The sequence below is a fragment of the Paenibacillus sp. 01T442 genome, from assembly GCF_056398345.1.
The window spans coordinates 71,173-93,317 of sequence record NZ_JBFTPF010000017.1 but is presented as its reverse complement, the minus strand read 5'-3'; the positions used below and the strand labels follow the sequence as shown (position 1 = coordinate 93,317).

The 22,145-nt window shown below is 46.7% G+C and carries 14 protein-coding genes; 13 read left to right on the top strand and 1 reads right to left on the bottom strand.

Annotation, left to right across the window (positions count from 1 at the left end; translation table 11 throughout):
* The first annotated feature begins 3 nt into the window (after positions 1-3).
* The 13 genes from AC1DLM_RS16265 to AC1DLM_RS16205 all read left to right on the top strand — a co-directional run bounded on the left by AC1DLM_RS16265 (position 4) and on the right by AC1DLM_RS16205 (position 21,262).
* Entirely contained in the window at positions 4-2,733 is a 2,730-nt protein-coding gene (locus AC1DLM_RS16265) for an alpha-mannosidase (protein WP_477570577.1), read from the top strand.
* A 215-nt stretch (positions 2,734-2,948) separates the two neighbouring features.
* A complete protein-coding gene (locus AC1DLM_RS16260) occupies positions 2,949-4,700 on the top strand; it encodes a sensor histidine kinase (RefSeq protein WP_477570576.1) in 1,752 nt (583 codons plus the stop codon).
* A complete protein-coding gene (locus AC1DLM_RS16255) occupies positions 4,700-6,325 on the top strand; it encodes a response regulator (protein WP_477570575.1) in 1,626 nt (541 codons plus the stop codon). Before AC1DLM_RS16260 ends, AC1DLM_RS16255 begins: the two co-directional genes overlap by 1 nt.
* A 64-nt stretch (positions 6,326-6,389) precedes the next feature.
* Positions 6,390-7,895: an ABC transporter substrate-binding protein gene (locus AC1DLM_RS16250; RefSeq protein ID WP_477570574.1), complete on the top strand. Its 1,506-nt coding sequence runs from the start codon at positions 6,390-6,392 to the stop codon at positions 7,893-7,895.
* 31 nt (positions 7,896-7,926) lie between these two features.
* Complete coding sequence (locus AC1DLM_RS16245) at positions 7,927-8,712, top strand: tyrosine-protein phosphatase (RefSeq protein WP_477570573.1); 786 nt, start codon at positions 7,927-7,929, stop codon at positions 8,710-8,712.
* 43 nt (positions 8,713-8,755) lie between these two features.
* The gene (locus AC1DLM_RS16240) at positions 8,756-10,456 is read left to right on the top strand and encodes a glycoside hydrolase family 3 protein (protein ID WP_477570572.1); all 1,701 of its coding nucleotides are present in this window, start codon (positions 8,756-8,758) and stop codon (positions 10,454-10,456) included.
* 42 nt (positions 10,457-10,498) lie between these two features.
* Positions 10,499-11,143, top strand: a complete 645-nt coding sequence (gene pgmB / locus AC1DLM_RS16235) for a beta-phosphoglucomutase (RefSeq protein WP_477570571.1) — start codon at positions 10,499-10,501, stop codon at positions 11,141-11,143.
* Between the two features lie 230 nt (positions 11,144-11,373).
* Positions 11,374-12,321 carry an ABC transporter permease gene (locus tag AC1DLM_RS16230; protein ID WP_477570570.1) on the top strand — a complete coding sequence of 316 codons (948 nt, stop codon included), beginning with the start codon at positions 11,374-11,376 and terminating at the stop codon, positions 12,319-12,321.
* Positions 12,322-12,336: 15 nt separating this feature from the next.
* On the top strand, positions 12,337-13,224 hold the full coding sequence (locus tag AC1DLM_RS16225; protein WP_477570569.1) for a carbohydrate ABC transporter permease: 888 nt from the start codon (positions 12,337-12,339) through the stop codon (positions 13,222-13,224).
* Positions 13,225-13,249: 25 nt separating this feature from the next.
* Entirely contained in the window at positions 13,250-15,010 is a 1,761-nt protein-coding gene (locus AC1DLM_RS16220) for a sulfatase (RefSeq protein WP_477570568.1), read from the top strand.
* A gap of 42 nt (positions 15,011-15,052) precedes the next feature.
* Entirely contained in the window at positions 15,053-16,687 is a 1,635-nt protein-coding gene (locus tag AC1DLM_RS16215; protein WP_477570567.1) for a sulfatase family protein, read from the top strand.
* A gap of 330 nt (positions 16,688-17,017) precedes the next feature.
* The gene (locus tag AC1DLM_RS16210; protein WP_477570566.1) at positions 17,018-18,049 is read left to right on the top strand and encodes a LacI family DNA-binding transcriptional regulator; all 1,032 of its coding nucleotides are present in this window, start codon (positions 17,018-17,020) and stop codon (positions 18,047-18,049) included.
* 51 nt (positions 18,050-18,100) lie between these two features.
* Positions 18,101-21,262: an alpha-mannosidase gene (locus AC1DLM_RS16205; RefSeq protein WP_477570565.1), complete on the top strand. Its 3,162-nt coding sequence runs from the start codon at positions 18,101-18,103 to the stop codon at positions 21,260-21,262.
* A gap of 158 nt (positions 21,263-21,420) precedes the next feature.
* Here the strand turns inward: AC1DLM_RS16205 and AC1DLM_RS16200 are convergent, their stop codons facing one another.
* A complete protein-coding gene (locus AC1DLM_RS16200) occupies positions 21,421-21,981 on the bottom strand; it encodes a helix-turn-helix domain-containing protein (RefSeq protein WP_441987363.1) in 561 nt (186 codons plus the stop codon).
* Positions 21,982-22,145 lie beyond the last annotated feature (164 nt).

The window sequence follows — 22,145 nt, the reverse complement described above, 5'->3', positions numbered from 1 at the left end:
CCCATGAGTACCAAGCGAACGGCTCATATCATTTCCCATACCCATTGGGATCGGGAGTGGTATTTACCTTATGAGAAGCACCATGTGCGTCTAGTTAAACTCGTAGATACGTTATTAGATAAAATGGATCAAGATGCGAATTATCGCAGTTTCTTTCTGGATGGGCAGACGATTATTCTGGAGGATTACTTGCAGGTTAGACCCAAGCAGAAGGATCGCCTAAGCAAATTAATTCGGGATGGGCGTATTCTCATCGGACCTTGGTATATTTTGCAAGATGCCTTCTTGACGAGCGGAGAAGCCAATGTCCGCAATATGCAGATTGGACATCAAGATGTGAAAGCGTATGGCGATGTTTCGAAAATCGGTTATTTTCCCGACACATTCGGCTTAGTCGGGCAGACGCCGCAATTGATGCAGCAGTCCGGTATCACGAATGCCTTATTCGGCAGAGGCGTGAAGCCGACGGGTTTCAATAACACGGTTTCCGACGGTGATTTTGAATCCTCTTTCTCGGAGCTGATCTGGGAGGGGCCAGATGGTTCCCAGGTGCTGGGCATTCTTTTTGCCAACTGGTATTCCAATGGCAATGAGATCCMCGTTGACAAGGAAGAAGCAAAAGCATACTGGGAACGCAAACTTGGAGACGCTGAGAAATATGCTTCCACGGGCGAACTGCTCTTCATGAATGGTTGTGATCATCAGCCTGTTCAGTTGGATCTGCCGGAAGCGATTCAAGCTGCGAGCGAGCTTTTCCCGGATACAGCCTTTGTCCATTCGAATTTTAACGATTATTTGGCGGCGGTTCAGCGCTCAGGGAAGCAGGAACTTTCGACGGTCAAAGGTGAACTTCGCAGCCAGCGGACGGACGGGTGGTCTACGCTCGTCAATACAGCTTCGGCGCGCGTGTATTTGAAACAGATGAATCAGCTCGGACAAGCGATGTTGGAGAAAGTGGCAGAGCCGCTGGCGGCTTTCGCCCATGTCTGTAAAGTCGGGGAGAAGTACCCGCATCATCTGTTCACTTATGCCTGGAAAACCTTAATGCAAAACCATCCGCATGACAGCATCTGCGGCTGCTCCGTGGATGAAGTGCACCGTGAAATGGTCACGCGCTTCGATAAGAGCCGTCATGTTGCTGAAGCCATTATTGATGACAGCAAGCAAGCCATTGCGGACGCGATCGATACGTCTGACTTTACACTGGCGGGTGAAGGTGCACTGCCCGTAGTCGTGTTTAATACGTCGGGTTGGGAACGCACGGGGGTTGTAACTATTGAAATGGATGCTTTACGCCTCTATTTCCGAGATGGCTATACGCTGGAAGAAGCAAGCGCTTTTGCTAAAGCGGTAGATCTCACAGGACGAGTACTCGTGGATGCGTCTTCGCAGCCTCTCCCATGCACAGTCGAGGATCTCGGCTTGCAATTCGGTTACGATTTGCCGGACGACAAGTTCCGTCAGCCGTATATGTGCCGAAAAGTAAGATTGACGTTCGAAGCAGACAAGGTACCAGCACTAGGCTTGAAAACTTACGCTTGGGTGAAGAGGGAAACAGAATTGGCGAATTCCTCGTTGTTCACAGATGAGCGGGTTATGGAAAATGCAGCGATCAAGATTGAAATCGCGGATAACGGTTCATTCACGCTGACGGATAAGAAGAACGKCCGCACGTACCTGGATTTGGGGGTATACGAGAATGTTGGAGATATTGGCAACGAGTACATGTTCCGTCAACCGGATGGCGAAAAGCCGTTGACAACGAGCGGATTGCAAGCTCAAATCCGTGTGCTCCAAGATACGGCCTACCAAGCTTCCGTCGAAATCGTCCATGGTTGGGAAATCCCTGCATCGGGCGACGACATGCTGGACGTTGAACAACGTGATTTGGTTTACTATCCGCATCGCCAAGCACAGCGTTCAACACGCATGATTCCGATGCGGATCCGCACGGTGGTTAGTTTGAGCCGAAGCGGACAAGGGGTAGAGATCGAGTCATCCTTCAACAACCAAGCGAAGGATCATCGTCTGCGGATGTTATTCCCAACCGATCTGACTCCGCAAACGCATCATGTTGATTCGATGTTTGAAGTCGTGCAACGCGATAATACGCCAGCCGCAGAGTGGGAAAACCCAAGTAATACGCAGCATCAACAGGCATTCGTTGATGTCAGAGAAGCGGGGACGGGCTTGGTCGTTGCCAATCTCGGATTAAACGAATACGAAGTTCTACGCGATGGGCGGAATACGATCGCCGTTACGCTTCTACGCGCGGTTGGCGAACTCGGCGATTGGGGCCTATTCCCGACTCCTGAGGCTCAGTGTTTGGGTGAACATACGGTTCGATTGGCGATCTTCCCGCACACTGGTGATGGTGCACAATACGAAGCCTATAGAGCAGCTTACCAGTTCCAAATTCCTTGGACAGTGGCACAAACCGGCATCCATTATGGTCGAATTGCTTCCACATTTGCTCCTTTCCAATGGGAAGGGGAAGGTCTGGCTTTATCCTCGATGAAAATGAATGAAGCATCAGGTGATGTGCTGCTTCGTTGGTATAACATGCGTTCACAGCAAGCGGAGGTTAAGGTCCGTACGCAACTTCCCCAGCAGAATTTCTATAAGAGCACGATCTTGGAAACACAAGGCGAGCGTTTGGCCGTGGAGGCAGACGGCGGCTTGACGTTGCCAGTGGGTTCCTGTGAGATCGTGACGATCGGGATTCAGCGGTAGTCGTTACCAACTTGCAAAGACATGATTAGCTTAGGCTATTCTGGTCGAAATCGTACAAACAGAAAGTCGGAAACGGAGTAGCAAGTGACCAAGCCAAGTCACTATAATTAATATATTCTACTTGTTAAGTTGAGAAGCCAGCAGACTGCTGGCTTCTTTAATTCGTTCATTCAGTCAATAATGATTAGAGAAGAATATRAAAAGGGGGAGCAATTATGACAGGCCGATTTTTTCGAATACCTTTCAATTCCATTCGTTTCAAGCTGATCGTTGGCTTGGTGCTGATCACAGTGCCGTTAAGCTTGCTGCTCATTTATACCAACTACTATGCGATCGGCGTTGTTCGGAGTCAAGTGGCTGATTCCAACAAAAAAATGATGTCTTTGTATATGGGACAAATCGATGAACAATTAAGGTTCGCAGAATCGAATTTAATGGGCCTGACGATCGCCGAAGCTGACTTCACCGGCATTGAGAACAAGGTTTCGGAGAGTGACCGCATCTTCGCTTTAAGCAGATTATCTAAACGAATTACCGAAAATATATTGAATTTCAAATCGGTGGACGGCTTTTTTATTTATTCCTCTCCTAATCAATATTATATGAATGCATTTTCGGAAGTTACGAATTATGCGGAACGAGAATCGGTCAGAAACTTTATTGAGGATGAAACCGGAAAGGCAACGCCCAATTTACCGATCAATCGTTGGTACGTACAGGAAATAGGGGAGAAATATTACTTGCTGCGTACGATCAAGGTGAGCAATACGTATGTGGGTACATGGATATTGATCGACAATTTAATGGTACCGCTAAATCTCATCGGACTTGGAGAAAAAGGGGAGGCCTTATTTACGACGAATGAGGGTGTGCCTTTGGTGAATGCGGAAATTGTTAGAGATAATCGGCTAGATGTAAGTAAAAATATTCAACACTATTATTTAACCGGAGACCATAATCGTTATTTGGTAGTCGGCGAAAAGTCGGCTGTGGGGGATTTCAACCTAATTGCGCTTATACCGGATGAACAAATATTAAAAAATCTTCCTATCCTCCGAAACATTGTCAATTTCATTCTTATCGGAGTTTTCATTCTGTTGCCAGTCTGTTTGCTGCTTCTCCGAAAAACGTTGCTCATTCCGATCAATCGCCTGATTTCAGCGATGAAACGGATAAAGGACGGCAATTTGGACATGCGGATTCCATCGTTCAGGACATCTGATGAGTTTCAGCTTGTTTATGAAACCTTTAATACGATGATGTCACAAATTCAAGAATTACGGATTCATGTCTATGAAGAGCAGATGAACAAACAAAAGGCGGAGCTCCAGCATTTGCAGCTGCAAATCAATCCGCACTTTTATTTGAATTCACTTAATATTATGCACACGCTCGCTCGCGCCAAAAATTATGCGTTGATTGAAGAGATGGCGCTATGCTTAGTTGGCTATTTCCGCTATATGTTCCGAAGCAATCTGACTTTTGTTTCTGTGCAAGAAGAATTACAGCATGTTCGCAATTATTTGCGCATTCAGGAGCTGAGATTTCCTAGTCATTTACAGTGTACGATTCATGTTCCTGACTATTTGCTGCGCACCCCGATCCCGCCGCTCGTCGTCCAAACGTTTGTGGAAAATGCGATCAAGCATGCGGTAACGATGGACGAACCTGTTCTTTTGACAATCGATATGGAACTTGACGATGCGGCTGTAACTCCTACGCTCAAAATAACGATACAAGATACAGGGCCAGGTTTCCCGGAAGAAGTGTTGGTAGGCATTCGCAGCGGAGCCCAGATGACGAATACGCAAGGCGAGCATATCGGAATTTGGAATGTTCAACAAAGGTTGTTACTGCTGTACCAAAGCCGTGCTGACATTTCATTTGCTAATCAAGCTTCTGGAGGTGCTGTCATTGTCATTACGCTGCCATTACAGCCGGATATGGGAAAAGGAGAGCGATTATAATGCAAATGCTCATTGTGGATGATGAAATTCTGTTCGTGGAAGGACTCAAATCAGATTTGCACTGGGAGACATTTGGGGTGGCAACCGTTCACACGGCTTATAATATTAGGCAAGCAAAGGAGATTTTTGAAGCTCATCCCATCGATATCATGCTTTGTGATATTGAAATGCCGCAAGGCAGCGGCCTAGAGCTTTTGACATGGGTACGGGAGCATTATCCGAAAACGGAATCGATCTTCTTAACATGTCATGCCGATTTCAAATTTGCGCAGCAAGCTATTCAGCTTGGCTGCTTCGATTATTTGCTAAAGCCCGTTGCACTTTCACAGTTGGAAGAGGTGATTGTGAAAGCAAAGGCAAAGATCAATAAAGAGAGTGAGCTTCAGCAATACAGTCGTTACGGGCAATTCTGGGTCCAGCATCAGCCGATCCTGATTGAGCGATTTTGGCTCGATATTTTGCATGAAACCATTCCGTCAAATCTAGAAGCTATACGAGAGTCTGCCGCGGAACGCAATATTCCTTTTTCAGAGGAAATGAGGTTTTTACCTGTTCTGATCAGTGTCCAGCGCTTTTATAAAGAGTTGAGTTTGCGCGATGAGAAGATTATGGAGTATGCCATTCAAAATAGCGCTGAGGAAATGATCGTTGAACACAAAGAAAAGGGACAAGTTCTGCTGCTGGGCAGCCGTAATCTGCTAGCGATCGTGTCTTGGGATCAAGAAGCAGAGCCAGAGATGAAGCTATTGAAACAAAAGTGTGAAGCCTTTATCTCATCCTGCAGGCAATTTTTCTATTGCGATATTTCATGTTATATCGGGAATCGGGCGTCTGTACATGAACTGCCGTCCATGGTGCACAAGCTAACTCAGCTCGAGAAAAACAATGTTGCTTATAACAATACGGTGTTCATGCTATCCGGCAAAAAACAATCCTCCAAGCCTGTTACATTGCCCGATCTGCCTGTGTGGTCAGTCATGTTGAAAGAAGGTTCAATGTCAAAAGTATTATCAGAGGTTGAGCGATACTTGGAGAGCCTGATGCAAGCAGGGGAACTAGATGCGAAGGTATTGCATCAGTTTCATCACGATTTTCTGCAAATGTTGTATCACGTCATCATGCTGAAAGGCATTCAGGCACGAGAACTGTTAAGTGATGCTGAATCCATGGAACTTGCACCGCGTGCAACACGCTCCGTAACGGATACGCTTGCATGGATTAAGCACATTATGGAGAGATCCCTTCAATACGTAAACACGGTTGAACAAACGCAATCCGTCGCAGAGCGTGTAAAGAATCATATTGCGATTCACTTGAATGAACAAGAGCTGTCACGCGAAGAAATCGCTAATCATGTCTATTTGAATCCGGATTATTTGGATCGCATCTTCAAGAAAGAAACCGGTATATCCGTTACTGAATATTTGGTTCAGGAGCGAATGGGGATGGCCAAGGAGCTGTTGTCCAAAAGCGGTATGTCGGTCAGCAGCATCGCCGTGCATGTCGGGTACTCGAATCTTGCGCATTTCTCCAAACGATTCAAAAGTGTGACTGGTATGAACCCGAATGATTATCGACAGCTGCATGGTCGGAATGGTACAAGCGGAAAGTCGAAAACGGAGTAGTGACTGTTTTACCGGGTACTTATAATGAAATTGTTCGGATAACAACAAATAAAAGGAGATAACCATGAAGAAAAGAATGAGTTTCTTAAGTTCAGTTATCGCATTGACGGTCGTGATTTCAGGTTGCAGTTCCGATAATGATGCATCAAGCTCCAAGAAACAGGATGAAAAGAAGGCCGAAGCACCAGTTGAGCTCACGGTGGCGATTCCTGTGAAAGGCGCAATTCCGAAAGATATGCAGCTGGTGAATGACGAGATTAACAAAATTGCCAAAGAGAAAATTAATACTACGGTTAAGCTGCTGCCTATCAGTTACAGTGCCTATGTGAATCAAATGAATTTGATGATGACCGGTGGAGAAAAGCTCGATTTGATGGTGGTGTGGGGAGCATTTTACTCCAACTATGTTGCAAAAGGACAAGTACTGGCCCTTGATGATTTGCTTACCAAATATGGAAAAAATGTTTCAGAGTCGCTGGGGCCTGTATTTCTAAATGCACCCAAAGTGAAGGGGAAAATTTACGGCGTTCCGAGCATTCGTGATCTAGCACAAGATTACGGCTTTATCATGAGAAAAGATTTAGTAACCAAATACAACATCGATTTGAGTAATGTGAAAAAATTGGCAGATCTTGAAAGTGTACTAAAGACACTCAAAGAAAACGAGCCGAGCATGGCTCCTATGACGAATAAGGTGAATAGCTCCCTATACGGTACGTTTAGCACGAGAGATTCTTTGGGCGACGATTTAGGGGTGCTTCTGAATAATGGTCAAGGCGAGCTGAAAGTCGTGAACTGGTACGAGACTCCTGAATACGCCGATATGGTGAAGCTCATGAGAAAATGGAATCAAGCGGGATACGCGATTAAAGATGTCGTGACAAACAAAGAAAGTGAAAACACGATTATAAAAGCAGGTAAAGCAGCAGGGAATATCACGCACATGAAACCGGGCTTTGCTGAACAGCAGTCGAAAATAGTCGGAACTGAAATGACCGCGGTCAAACTTGCGCCAGCAGCTGCGAATACAAGTACGGTAAATAGCGTGATGTGGGGCATTTCTCAAGGTTCGAAAAATCCCGAGAAGGCTATGCAGTTCCTTAATCTGATGTACGCTGACAAAGATATTGTTAACTTATTCTCTTGGGGTATCGAAGGCAAGCATTATGTCAAAAAGCAGGATGGTTTTATTGGCTACCCTGCAGGAGTAGATGAGAATAATACAGGTTTCGCTTTGAATCAAGGGTTTATGTTCGGCAATTCGTTCCTTGCCGATGTTTGGGAAGGAAATGACAAGAATGTATGGCAAGAAACGAAGAAGTTCAACGAGAGTGCTACCCGGTCAAAAGCGCTTGGGTTTACGTATGACAACACTTCGGTGAAAACAGAAATTGCCGCGGTTACAAATGTCGTAAATCAGTACCGATTGGGGCTGGAGGACGGTGCCTTCGATCCGGATAAAGAACTGCCTAAGTTCATTTCTGAGTTGAAAGCTGCCGGAATCGACAAAATTATTGCTGAAAAGCAAAAGCAGTTAGATGTTTGGGCCAAAGAAAATAACGTGAAATAAGCGGAATATCAATGAAATTCAGGAGGATATCATGGAAACTGCCTACAAGCAAAGAGCAGAGGAAATAGAGCGCAGAACGAACTTGCGTAATTTAGGTGGATATCGCACGGCAGATGGAAGGACAATCAAGCATAATCTATTGTTCCGCTCCGCAGAGTTGGCGGAAATGAATGAAACGGATATTGCATACCTGCAAGAAAACGGTTTGCGCTATATCTGCGATTTCCGTTCGGAAGGTGAACAAATAGCTAATCCGAACCCAGTTGTCGCGGGTGCAGAAGACATCCGTATTTCCGTACTGGGTGGCGTTGTAAATCCACAGGAAATGTTTGAATTGATTATGAAAATGGACATATCTGAGTTCAAGGGAGATTGGCTGGAAAACGTGTATGTGCAGTTTGTCTCTGATCCAATTGCTAAGGCTGCATATCGTCGATTTTTTGATCTGATACTGCAGGCAGAAGGCAGTCCGCTGCTTTGGCACTGTGCAGCAGGTAAAGACCGAACGGGATTTGCTGGAGCCATCTTGCTTCTTGCACTAGAAGTGCCTATGGAAACCGTTATGGAGGACTTCTTAAGAAGCAACAATAACCGGAAAGAAGCGATTGAGCACGTGCTTAGTTCGATTCAAGAGAAGCTTGGAGATGACAACAAGCTTGCCAAGGTTAGGGAAATGATGGCTGTCAAACAGGAGTACTTGACTACGGCACTAAACGAAATCAAAAAGAACTATGGGACGATGGAATCCTATATGGAAGAAGTGCTCGGCTTGACCTCAGAAGCGCGCGAAAATCTGAAAAGCATTTATTTAGAGTAAAGGTGAGAATGCCAAATAAGTCATATGAGAAGAGGGACGATACATGGTTGATTTGCATGCAAAACCTTTTCATCTAGACGATAATGGGATTGGATGGGTTAAGGACACTTTGGCCGCCATGGATCTTGCCGCCAAGGTAGGACAGCTGTTTTGTCCGATCGGATTCACCGAAGATAAGGAGCATCTAGCGAAGCTGACGCAAAAGATGAGAGTCGGCGGCATGATGTATCGACCTGGTCCCGGGGAGAAAGTTCAGGAAACACATCGCTATTTGCAGGAAACTTCGGAAATTCCGCTTCTTATTGCCGCCAATCTGGAAGCTGGGGGCAACGGCACCGCTGTAGATGGTACTTTTTTCGGCAAGCAACTACAAGTCGCAGCTACGGACAATACGGACATGGCTCGCAGGCTTGGCGTTATTGCTGCTCGAGAAGGCAGCGCAGTAGGTGTAAACTGGGCGTTTGCGCCAGTCGTGGATATCGACGTCAACTTTCGCAATCCAATTACGAATGTAAGAACGTTTGGGTCTGACCCAAAGCGCGTTGCTAGCATGAGCAAAGCTTATACGGCTGCAGTTCAGGGACATGGCGTAGCTGTTTCGATTAAGCATTTCCCAGGCGACGGCGTGGACGAGCGCGATCAGCACTTGTTAACATCGATCAATTCGTTATCGGTCGAAGAGTGGGACGCCACTTTTGGCCATGTGTATCAAGAATGCATTGATGCCGGAGCCATGAGCGTTATGGTTGGCCATATTGCTCATCCTGCTTACAGCAAGCAACTTCGTCCGGAGCTCAAAGATGCGGACATTATGCCGGCGACTTTGGCGCCGGAGCTACTGAACGATCTGCTGCGAGGCAAGCTCGGATTCAATGGACTTATTACGACGGATGCTACGCCTATGGCCGGTTTTATGATAGCGATGAAGCGCGAGACAGCCGTTCCCGCTTCGATCGCTGCAGGTTGTGATATGTTCTTGTTTAATAAGAGTATTGAGGAAGATTTCTTCTTTATGATGAAAGGGATCGAGACGGGCATCTTGACCGTTGAGCGGCTGGATGAAGCGGTGACACGTATTCTCGGTGTTAAGGCTTCGCTTGGTCTGCATACAAAGAAGCGGGAGGGGACTCTTGTGCCTGGCGTAGAGGCGCTATCCGTTCTGAAGTGCAATGAGCATATGAGATGGGCCGGGGAATGTGCGGATCAGTCCGTTACACTCGTGAAGGACACGCAGCAATTACTGCCGATCAATCCAGAACGTCACAAGCGCATTCTACTCTTCTCTCTCGGGGGCGAGGAAGGCTTGTTCAAATCAACAAACATAGCGCCTTACTTTATCTCCAAACTAGAAGCGGAAGGCTTCGAGGTCCATATATTTGATACGAAAAGTTTCGATTTAAGGACGATGTTTGCTGGGGTGAAGGCGATGACGGATCAACATGACGTTGCTATTTACTTCTCCAATTTTGAGACTCACAGCAACCAAACGACTGTCCGGGTCAACTGGGCACCTCCTTTTGGCTTAGATATGCCATGGTTCATTCAGGAGCTGCCAACGATGTTTATTTCCGTAGCTAATCCGTACCACCTGCTGGACGTACCGCGTATACCAACGTTTATTAATGCGTATTCAGCCAGCGAGCATGTCGTGGACGCGATTATCGAGAAGCTGCTGGGACGCTCCGCTTTCAAGGGGATCAATCCTGTAGATCCATTCTGCGGCTTTTGGGATACACGTTTATAAGTATGAGGTGCAAGTTGGACTATGAAAAGGGGAATTTCTAACATGTCGATACTTGCCGTCATTTTTGATTTGGACGGTGTGCTTGTGCACACAGATCAGTATCACTACCAAGCATGGAAGCGAATGGCGGACGAAGAAGGCATTGCATTCGATGAATCCGCGGGCAACAGACTGCGTGGCATTAGCCGGATGGACAGCTTGGAAGTTATCCTTGAAAAGAGCAGCAGAACGTATACAAGTGCGGAAAAAGAAGTTTTGGCTGAGAAGAAGAATGGCTACTATCGTGAACTACTGAATCGATTGACTCCCGCGGATGCGGCCCCTGGTTCTCACGAGATCATCGCTGCCTGCAAGCAGCAGGGGACGAAAGTCGCGATCGGATCATCGAGTCGGAATACGCCGATCATTCTAGAAAGGCTTGGCTTTACGCACTTGTTTGAAGCTGTGGCGGATGGTAATGAGATCGTTAACAGTAAACCGGATCCCGAGGTATTTCTACTCGCGGCGAAAAAGCTTGCCATAGATCCCGAATGTTGTCTCGTCGTAGAAGATGCAGAGGCTGGTCTTATCGCTGCTAAGCGTGCTGGAATGAAGTCGGCCGCCATTGGTACTGTGATAAACAGCCCGACTACTGCTGACTACCGGCTTTATCGTTTGGAAGAGCTGACGGCTGTCATTTGGGGTTAAATAAACATAAAAGGAAGGGGCAGACGGCTCCTTCCTTTTTTATATATACAGCGTCTCGATTTTACCTAAGGAGAGATCTCTCATGATGACAAGCATAGACGTTCATATTACTAGCAGGTCGGAATCGTACAAACGGGAAGTCGAAAACGGAGTAGTGGCGGTTCCGCCTAATTCCTATAATGAAAGTGTAAGCAAACAATAGATGCCATGAAGTGGAGGAAGTGAGTAGTATGACACAAGCAATAACGAATAAATCCTCAACGAGTAAAAGGCTGAGTAGGTGGAAAAATTATTATCCACTTTACCTTTTGATGATCCCAGGCGTGCTTTACTTACTCATTAACAATTATGTACCGATGTTCGGTGTTATCATCGCGTTTAAAGATATCAATTATCAGGCAGGTATACTCGGCAGCGATTGGATCGGGTTTGAAAATTTTGAATACTTGTTCAAGACGAAAGATGCCTTCATCATTACACGCAATACAATTCTGTACAATTCGCTTTTTATCATTGTACACACGGTCATAGCTATTTTTGTAGCAATTTTGCTAAATGAAGTGAAGAAGAAATTTTTATCCCGTTTTTATCAAAGTGTCATTCTGCTTCCCTATCTGATTTCGATGGTCATTGTCAGCTATCTCGTCTATTCCATGTTAAGTGTCGAATCAGGCTTGATGAACAAGGCCATTCTTCCGCTGTTCGGAATTGACGGCATTTCTTGGTACTCGGAGGCGAAATACTGGCCGTACATTCTGACACTGGTGCATATTTGGAAAGGTGTCGGATTCTTATGCGTCGTTTATTTAGCTTCCATCATCAGCATCGACTCGGAGTATTACGAGGCTGCGACACTGGATGGCGCTTCAAGATGGTATCAGATTCGCTCCATTACTATTCCTTTGATCATGCCTGTCATTATTATGATGACCATGCTGGCGATTGGGCGCATTTTTTATTCGGATTTCGGCTTGTTCTATCAAGTGCCAATGGACTCGGGCGCGTTGTCCAAAACGACAAATGTCATTGACACCTACGTCTATAGAGGTCTGATGAACCTCGGGGATATCGGGATGTCATCGGCAGCCGGTGTGTACCAATCGCTTGTCGGATTCGTGTTGGTTATCGTATCCAACTATGCGGTGCGCAAATTTAGCAAAGACAATGCCTTATTTTAGAGGGGGAAAAGATTCATGGCACAAGATAGTAAAGCGCTGCAGTGGACTACTCATATTGTTCTAATCGCATTATCCGCTGCAAGCCTTCTGCCTTTTTTACTGCTCATCATGTCCTCCATTTCGAGTGAGACAAGCATTATTCAACATGGATACTCTCTGTTTCCGCAAGAATTTAGTTCCAAGGCGTATGTGTATTTACTGGATCACTGGGAAGAGTTGGGACGCGCGTATGGGATTACCGTGTTCATTACAGTAATAKGTACCATTGCCAGTTTAGCCATCACGTCGATGCTGGCGTATCCGATTTCTCGCCAAGATCTGCCGTGGAAGAAATTTTGGGCTTTCTTCGTTTTCTTTACACTTTTATTTAACGGTGGCCTTGTCCCGACGTACTTGATTTATACACAGGTTCTACATGTGAAAAATACAATTTGGGCTTTGCTTATTCCTGGGCTGCTCATGAACGGATTTAACGTCCTACTCGTCCGCACCTTCTTCATGACGTCCATTCCGCCAGCGCTTATTGAAGCGGCCAAAATCGATGGGGCGGGTGAGATTAAAACGTTCTACAAAATTGTTCTCCCGCTGTCGGTTCCGATCATGGCGACCATCGGTCTGTTCGAGGCCATCCTGTATTGGAACGATTGGTTTAACGGATTAACTTATGTGACTAACCCGAAGCTGTTTAGCATTCAAAATATTTTAAATCGGCTCATTCAAGATGTCCAATTTTTGAGCAGCAACTCCGACATGGGATCGGGCGCTGGGGCGAAGGTCGCAGAGCTTCCGAGCACATCAGTGAAAATGGCGATTGCTGTTGTCGGTGTACTTCCAATTCTGGTGGCGTATCCGTTCTTCCAAAAGTACTTTATCAAAGGAATTACAATTGGTTCTGTGAAATAGTGGGAAATATCAGGAGGGTACGGCTATGAAAGCAGTCATGATGATGTTCGATTCTTTAAATAAGCATATGCTGCCGAGTTACGGCTGCGACTGGATTCACGCTCCCAACTTTCAAAGACTGTCTGAACGGACAATGACGTTCGACAAATGTTACGCGGGCAGCTTGCCCTGTATGCCGTCACGGCGCGAGATTCATACAGGACGTTACAACTTTTTGCATCGAAGCTGGGGGCCGCTTGAGCCATATGACGATTCGATGATCGATTTGCTTCGAAAAAGCGGCGTGTATACGCATCTAACGACCGATCATAATCATTACTTCGAGGCCGGGGGAGCTACGTATCACACCAAGTACAATTCGTGGGAGTTTGCCCGCGGTCAAGAGGGAGATCCATGGAAAGGAAACGTCGAGGACCCGCACATTCCGGAAAGCTTAAGCGGCCCTAAGCAGGGCGATTTATGGAGACAGGATTGGGTGAACCGACCCTATTTAGATAGCGAAGAGAAGATGCCGCTGGCGGTAACGGTCAATCGGGGCATTGAATTCATCGAGAAAAACCGCGATCAAGACCGTTGGTTTTTGCAAATCGAAGCTTTCGACCCGCACGAGCCGTTTTTTACCCAGCAAAAATATAAGGATTTGTATCCGCATGATTATCAAGGCAAGCATTACGACTGGCCGGATTATTCGAAAGTCACGCAGCAGCCGGAAGAAGTTCAGCATATGAAATACGAATATGCGGCGCTTGTCAGCATGTGCGATGCATATTTGGGTAAAGTGTTGGATGCATTCGATCAGTACGATCTTTGGAAAGATACCCTGTTAATAGTGAATACCGATCATGGATTTTTGCTAGGTGAACATCGCTGGTGGGGGAAAAACATCCAACCGCTCTATCAAGAGATCTCGAATCTCCCCCTTTTTATTTGGGATCCCAGATACGCTGTAAAGAGTAAGAGAACGGAAGCTTTAGTTCAAACGATCGATCTACCTCCAACGCTGCTCGAGTTCTTTGAAGTAGACATTCCTGCCGATATGCAAGGCAGCTCTATCCGACCGATAATCGAATCGAATCGGACCATTCGTGAAGCCGCTTTATTTGGCATACATGGCGGTCACATCAATTGCACGGATGGAAGATATGTCTACATGCGGGGACCGAAGGACATAAGCAACGGGCCGCTGTACGAATATACGCTGATGCCGACGCACATGCATACAATGTTCGATCCGAAAGAGTTTACAGGAATGGAACTCGCCGCTCCATTTTCGTTCACGAAAGGCTGTTCCGTGATGAGGCTCCTGGCTGCAAACTTTTTGAACCCGTATCTTTATGGTGATTTGTTATTTGATCTTGAAGCTGATCCGTCACAAGAGATCGTCATTGCAGATCCGGAAGTAGAGGCGACCATGATCGACCATATCGCCAGGCTGATGCGGGAGCATGATGCGCCAGCCGAGCAGTATGAGCGTATCGGCATTCCGAAGGACGGTATCGTGAAGGCTGAGGAACTCGAACGGGAAAAAGAAACCAAGCGGAAGCAAAACGAAGTTGATTTGGGGCTAGAAGAGCGATGGATCGGGAAATCGAAAGAAGCCTTTTTCACCCTGAGCTGCCTGACGCCGAATCCAATGCGATCGATGCTGAAAGCGAAGCTGGCTACGATGGTGCAAAGCAAACCATCGCTGGAAGTGTGTGAAGATGACATTGTCCAGCTTGCGATGAGCTTGTTTGGCAATCACGCGCCGAGGCTTGTCGGTTTTCTGAAAATGCTTTTGGTGTAAGGGATGGCGGAGCGGTTAATAACATATAAAGGAGTTTGTKGGATGAAGGATGAAGGACGAAAACCTAATTTCTTGTGGATTACGTTGGAGGATACGAGCCCAAGAATGGGCTGCTACGGAGATCCTTTGGCGCGTACACCCCATATAGATCGCTTAGCCCAAGAGGGCACTTTGTATCAGAACGCATTTGCCACGGCGGGAGTATGCGCTCCCAGCCGATCCGCGGTCATTACGGGCATGTATCAAACCGCGATAGGCACGCATCATATGCGAACCGCACATACGAATGTGCACACACCAGAGCTGCCGACACCTTATTATGCAGTTCCCCCTGCTCATGTCAAAACGATTCCCGAAATCATGCGTGCCAACGGATATTATTGTACAAACAATGCTAAAACAGATTATCAGTTTGAGGCGCCTTTAACAGCATGGGACGAAAACGGCAAAGAAGCCCACTTCCGCAACCGGGAAGACGGTCAGCCCTTCTTCGCTGTATTTAATTATGACGCTACACATGAGAGCGGCATGTGGCCCGCTGAGTTTATGAGGCAATTTGCACCTAACTATGAGGAGAGACCGCTCACAACCGACCCGGATCAGGTCGTTCTTCCACCCTACTTGCCGAATACACCGAAATCGCGAGCAGCGCTTGCCAAACACTATGACAATCTGGCCAGTGCTGACGAGTTTGTAGGTCGCATTCTTCAACAGCTTGAGGAGGATGGTTTGACGGACAATACGATCGTCATGTTATGGAGCGACCACGGAGAAGGGCTGCCGCGTGCCAAGCGGTGGACGTATGATGCGGGAATCCGCGTGCCGCTTATCGTCAGGTGCCCCGAAAATGTGAAAAATGGACAAGTCAGTGAACAACTAGTCAGCATGATCGACCTGGGACCAACGGTGCTCTCCTTGGCTGGGATACCCGTTCCTCGGCATATTCAAGGCCAGCCGTTCATGGGAGCGCATGCGGAATCGAGAGACTTTGTATTTGCCACGCGTGACCGGTATGACGAAGCTTATGATAAGGTTCGCGCTGTAAGAGATGCACAATTCAAATACATTCGTAATGATTATCCCGATCAGCCTTACCTTCAGTGGATCCCGTTTAGTCATCTTCATCCCATATTCCAAGAGCTGTGGAGATTACAATTGGCAGGCGACTTAGAAGGCGATAAGCAAGTTCTCATGCAAAATAAGCGCCCTCCTGAGGAATTGTATGACTGCGTGAGCGATCCTCATGAACTTCATAATTTGGCGGACGATCCATCTTATCGGGAACTACGGATACGTCTGCGCAAGGAGCTTGACAATTGGTGCGGGAAATACGACGTTTGGGGGGATATACCAGAGACACAAATGGTTGCGACCATGTGGCCCAATGGCATTCAACCACAAACTGCTAAACCGCTCTTTATCCCGATCAATAGCCAGTTGCCGGGTAAGAATGCAGTGAATGAGGGAATCTTCAAAGAACCGACAGCGGTTATGCTTCATTCAGCAACACAAGGTGCTTCCATAGCATATACGACCAATGAAGATGTGAATCCTCGTTGGAAGCTGTACACAGGCCCGATAATCGTAACCGATTGTATAGCGCGTATTCGAGCGATTGCGGTGCGCATTGGCTATAAGGATAGTGAGGAAGCGCAGGCTACCTTTGTTGTTGAATGAGGACGGGTACGGAAGATTACTTTGGCGGCGCTTGAAATATGTATAGATGGCACATCATGGACATGCAGGTTTAGGGCAGCGTGGGATTATCGACGAACTTTAAGATAAGTAGTGAAGAGCACTGCAGATATTGCCTGTATGATGGGCGAGGTCTGCAGTTTTTTCGAACATGGTCAGATTTGAAGATAACGATTGAAGTTTGGGGCGTTGATAAGAAACTAAACTTCAAAAGGAACGCCAGCAAGCATAGAGTTTGCTGGCTTCTTGCCCATAAACGAATATTGACATGTGTTATAACACGTGTTATTTTGTTCTGGAGAAGGTGATTGAATGGCAAAGCGCGTAACGAGTTTTGACGTCGCTAGACGTGCAGGGGTGTCCAGAAGCATTGTGTCAGCGGTTCTTAACAACACGCCCGGTATCGGAGTCGGTGAAGAGAAGCGAAAAGCGGTTCTGGACGCAATTGAGGAGCTGAACTATCGGGTTGATGCGCAGGCAAAGGGAATGAGAACCGGCCGAAGTTACTGTATCGGTGTGCATGGGGATTTAAGCAACCCGATGTTTACTCAAATGCTGCAGGGGCTTCAGGAAGCCTGCAAAGAGAGGGGGTACCACGTCCTTCTGTGTGGTGTGGAAAACCGAACTGAGCTGATCGAGCTGTTCATGCACAAGCGAATTGACGGCATCGTGACCAAAGACACGACGGGCTACGCGGATGAGAGTTGGGAGAAGGAGCTGAACGATCAGCAAGTTCCCTTCATTTCGGTTGAAGGATACCCAGAGAGTTTGAGAACTTCTTCGATCCTCATGGATTATAAGCAAAGTGTGCATGATGCACTGAACGCCATGTGGGCGCTAACTAAACTGCCTCCAGTTTATCTGGGGGTTTATAGAGGGTCTGAGTATAAGCCGAATTGGGGAGACCGTGAACGACTGCAAGGTTATCGGGAGTGGATGAGCCAACACGGCTGCGAGGCTTCTATAGAATTGCGCCAGGAAGAGTCTTGGCAATCTGCACCTAAGGATTGGGAGAAGTGGCTGGAGATGCTGCCTAAGCCTGTTTCTATCCTTTCCAATTGGTCGAGAGGGGCTATATATATATACCGTGCCGCCAAAAAGCTGGGCTTACTCATCGGTGAAGATGTGCATATTATGGCAGCAGATAACACAGAAAGTGTTAATGCTTTCTTGGTTCCCGCATTAAGTGCTGTAGAGGTTCCCTACTCAGATATGGGCCGAGCAGCTGCAAGCCGAATTATCACGTACATCGAGGGGAAGCAAGCGATAGACAGCAAGGAGAAGCAATGGGTACCAGCAAAGCTATCGATGAGGGATAGTGTAATGACAGGTAGGAGCAGGTAGACCTACCCTTTTTTATTATCTTACATAACACGTGTTATAGGGGGAATAGGCATGTTTTGGATCATGGAAAAGCTGGAGGCAAGACTAAAGGAGTTAAGCGGTTACAGGTATCGTGGGGAAAAAACGCTGACACATATTCGCAAGCAGGTGGATCATGAGGGAATAGTGGGAGCCTACCCTTCATGCGAGGGAAAGTGGGAAGAAGTGAGCCTAGGAGATCGTTGGACCGGACGTGATTACTACGTTTGGCTATCGATCGATGTTGAGATTCCTTCCGCGTGGGAAGGACGTAATGTGCTCGGCCGATTTAATTTCGGTCAGACTGGAGGAGGCAACAACAGCGGTTTTGAGTCCTTGCTATTTGTGAACGGCAAGCCCTATCAAGGTGTGGATTCCAATCACGAGGAAGTGTTCTTCACTCCCGATTTGATTGGAACGAAGGTAAGCCTTCAATTCCGGCTTTGGTCCGGCTTGAATGGCTATGCTCCTGAAGCTCCTATAGAACATACACTGCGCCTAGCGCGTATAGGTTGGTTGGATGAAGGAGCTGATGATCTTTTCTTTACTGCTCGGGCAGCTTTAGATACGGTGAAGGGACTAAAAGAGAATTTGCCGGACTATCACGATTTATCGAAGGCGCTAGATCGTGCCTTTCTGCGGATTGATTGGTCCTATCCGGGCTCTGAGGATTTCTACACCTCAATCTCAGAAGCAAGAGATACATTGCAAAGTGAACTTGCGCAGTTAACGAATCGGCACCCCGTAACAGTGCAATGCATAGGTCACACGCATATTGACGTAGCTTGGCTATGGCGCCTAAAGCATACACGTGAAAAGGCTGCTAGATCGTTCTCGACTGTACTCCGTCTGATGGAGCAATATCCGGAATATGTTTTTTTGCAAACCCAGCCGCAGCTTTATGACTATATAAAAACGGACTATCCAGAAATTTACGAACAAATCCGAATGAGGGTGAAAGAAGGACGCTGGGAGGCCGGAGGCGCGATGTGGCTTGAGGCCGATTGCAACCTAACGTCGGGCGAATCCCTCGTCAGGCAGATGATGTACGGGATGCGTTTCTTCAAAGAAGAATTCGGTGTTGATTGCAAATATTTGTGGCTTCCAGATGTGTTCGGTTATAGCTGGGCGCTGCCACAAATTTTGCGGAAATTTGGGATCGATATGTTCATGACGACCAAAATCAGCTGGAACCAATACAATCGGATGCCCCATGACACCTTCCAATGGAGAGGAATTGATGGCAGCGAGGTACTCACTCATTTCATTACAACACCTGACCCAGGTGGTAGTGAGGGTGCCTTCTTCTATACATACAATGGAAAGGTGACGCCTCATTCTATACAAGGGATTTGGGAAGCTTATCGTAATAAGGAACTTAATCAATCGTTACTGCTTTCCTACGGTTATGGGGATGGTGGAGGCGGCGTGAACCGCGAAATGCTCGAAATGCGACGTAGACTTGAGAACATGCCGGGTGTGCCGAAGGTGACGACAGGGCGGGCGGATGCTTATTTTGAACAATTAAAAGAGACGGTCAATCAGACAGATCAATATGTGCACACATGGGATGGGGAGCTTTACTTGGAGCTGCATCGCGGGACTTACACGAGCCAAGCATACAATAAGCGGGCGAATCGCAAGCTGGAGCTTCTATACCGGGAGACAGAATGGTTAAGTGCTTTGAACAGCGTGCTTCGTTCCGATTGGACCGAATATGGACAATCAGATCTTGCCGAAGGTTGGAAAATTATTTTGCGCAATCAGTTTCATGATATTATTCCAGGATCTTCCATTCGTGAGGTGTATGAAGATTGCAGGCTGGAATATGCGGAAGCATTCGAGCTTGGTCATCGCGTGTGGCATCGTGCAGCAGAAGCCATGGCTGATCCAAAGAGAGAGCTTGACGGTATCAAGAGCTACTTGGTATTCAACAGCGCCATTTGGGATCGTGATGGGGTTGTATCTCTGTCAAGCGATTCATTGCACGCGACGGGATCATGGACTGACCATGAAGGCGTGAAGCTCGACGCAACCCATTCGGGTGATCAGTGGTTGATCCCTGTTAGACAAATTCCGTCTATGGGTTACTCTACCATTTACTATTCGACTAGCCCTGATGCTCTTCAAGATGATCATAAAGATGTTTTCGAACATGGTGATGACTGGATGTCTACTCCTTTTTACAAGCTTGAGTGGAATTCCGCCGGTCATCTCACACGGATTTATGACAAGCGTGAGAACCGTGAAGTGCTCGCTGAAGGCGAAGCCGGCAATGTGTTTCAAGTGTTCGAAGATAAGCCGAAGGGGCGTCATGAAGCTTGGGATATTGATTTGTTTTATCAGCAAAAAATGCGCGTGATCGGAGATCTCCAATCGGTTCGTCTAGTGGAAAGTGGACCGTTTCGCGCGATCCTTCGTTTTGAGTGGCTTTATGGGAGATCGACGATTACACAACAGATGATCGTATATGCCGACAGCCGAAGAATCGACTTCGATACGAAAGTAGATTGGCAGGAGCGTCGTCAATTGCTTAAAGTGGCCTTCCCGGTGAAGGTGCGCAGTACGGAAGCCACCTTTGACATTCAATTTGGTAACGTAAAGCGGCCAACGCATTGGAATACGAGCTGGGATTATGCGCGTTATGAGACAGTTGGCCAACAGTGGGCTGATTTGTCAGAACGTGGTTATGGAGTCAGTTTGCTTAATGATTGCAAATATGGCTATGACATTAAAGACCATGTTATGCGCTTAACGCTTATTAAATCGGCGATGGTTCCAGACCCGACGGCAGATTTAGGTGAACATTTGTTCACCTATGCCTTATTTCCGCATCGAGGAGATTGGCTTGAAGGCGGCACCGCCCAGGCTGCTTGGGATTTAAATAATCCGCTTCGCATCACACCAGGAACTGCTCATACTAGGGAGGCTTTGTCCCTGTTCAAAGCTAAGGGTGGACATGTGCTGGTGGACGCTGTGAAGAAGGCAGAGGACCAAGATGTACTGATCCTGCGTCTTCATGAATATTCAGGTGCGCGCAATGAGATTATTCTGGAAAGCGCAATGAAGATCATTTCTTGGCAAGAATGCGACCTGATGGAGCGGCCTCTAGAGGAGCCTAACTATGGGGAAGCGCTTCGTTTTGAAATTAAACCGTACGAAATTAAAACATTTATTATTGTAATTACCAAATAATCGTTATGCTAATCCTTTGATGAGTATATGTGAGATAAACCCTTAAAACCGAGGGATCGAATAGTAGCCTGTAATAGTGAATACTTACATATGTCAAAGAGCTTCTACACGGCAGAACAATCTGCCTGTAGAAGCTCTTTCTTTTCTCCAGAATCCCCTTACAAAGGATAACAAATGATCGTGTTATACATTGTTTTCTCATCTGCGATGTTCTCATAAACATGGGGCTGATCGGCGGAAAAGTGAATGGCGTCTCCGGCCTTCAACTCGTAGGTTTCATCCTGAATACGGAGTCGAAGCTCACCACTGATCATCAAAATGTATTCTTCAACGCCATCATAGTGAGCTTCCGAGGCATGGGTACAGCCGACTTCAATTTCAACGGTGTAGATTTCAAATTGTTTTTTCTGCTCAAAGGGAACGATGGGAAATGCCCGATATTTCCCATCCTCCTCTAGAAAAGGTTCAATTTCATCGAGGTGGATATGGGTCACCTTGGGGACATTGTCCTCGATGAGCGAAGTAAAGGAGATATGAAGTCCATTTACGATTTTCCACAATATCGAAATCGTTGGATTGGAATCACCGCGCTCGATCTGACCGAGCATCGCCTTGCTGACGCCTGTTAATTCTGCGACCTGATCCAGACTGAGTGATCTTGCTTTGCGTATATTTTGAAGGTTTTTCCCGATCTTCTTATGAATTTGCTCCTGATCCATTGATTTCTCCTCTTCCTACAAGTACCTCAAGTATAAACCCAATTTAGCATAGCTGCGAAATATTTTCAAACAGATATGTACAATATACCATCCGTATGTATAATATATTGTATATGCAAGATAACGCACAAAAAGTCATTATAGTAAACTTTATTCTATTAAAA

Coding starts and splice junctions, on each gene's coding strand:
- AC1DLM_RS16260 (WP_477570576.1), top strand. CDS start 2,949: ATGACAGGCCGATTTTTTCGAATACCTTTCAATTCCATTCGTTTCAAG.
- AC1DLM_RS16255 (WP_477570575.1), top strand. CDS start 4,700: ATGCAAATGCTCATTGTGGATGATGAAATTCTGTTCGTGGAAGGACTC.
- AC1DLM_RS16250 (WP_477570574.1), top strand. CDS start 6,390: ATGAAGAAAAGAATGAGTTTCTTAAGTTCAGTTATCGCATTGACGGTC.
- AC1DLM_RS16245 (WP_477570573.1), top strand. CDS start 7,927: ATGGAAACTGCCTACAAGCAAAGAGCAGAGGAAATAGAGCGCAGAACG.
- AC1DLM_RS16240 (WP_477570572.1), top strand. CDS start 8,756: ATGGTTGATTTGCATGCAAAACCTTTTCATCTAGACGATAATGGGATT.
- pgmB (WP_477570571.1), top strand. CDS start 10,499: ATGTCGATACTTGCCGTCATTTTTGATTTGGACGGTGTGCTTGTGCAC.
- AC1DLM_RS16230 (WP_477570570.1), top strand. CDS start 11,374: ATGACACAAGCAATAACGAATAAATCCTCAACGAGTAAAAGGCTGAGT.
- AC1DLM_RS16220 (WP_477570568.1), top strand. CDS start 13,250: ATGAAAGCAGTCATGATGATGTTCGATTCTTTAAATAAGCATATGCTG.
- AC1DLM_RS16215 (WP_477570567.1), top strand. CDS start 15,053: ATGAAGGATGAAGGACGAAAACCTAATTTCTTGTGGATTACGTTGGAG.
- AC1DLM_RS16210 (WP_477570566.1), top strand. CDS start 17,018: ATGGCAAAGCGCGTAACGAGTTTTGACGTCGCTAGACGTGCAGGGGTG.
- AC1DLM_RS16205 (WP_477570565.1), top strand. CDS start 18,101: ATGTTTTGGATCATGGAAAAGCTGGAGGCAAGACTAAAGGAGTTAAGC.
- AC1DLM_RS16200 (WP_441987363.1), bottom strand. CDS start 21,981: ATGGATCAGGAGCAAATTCATAAGAAGATCGGGAAAAACCTTCAAAAT.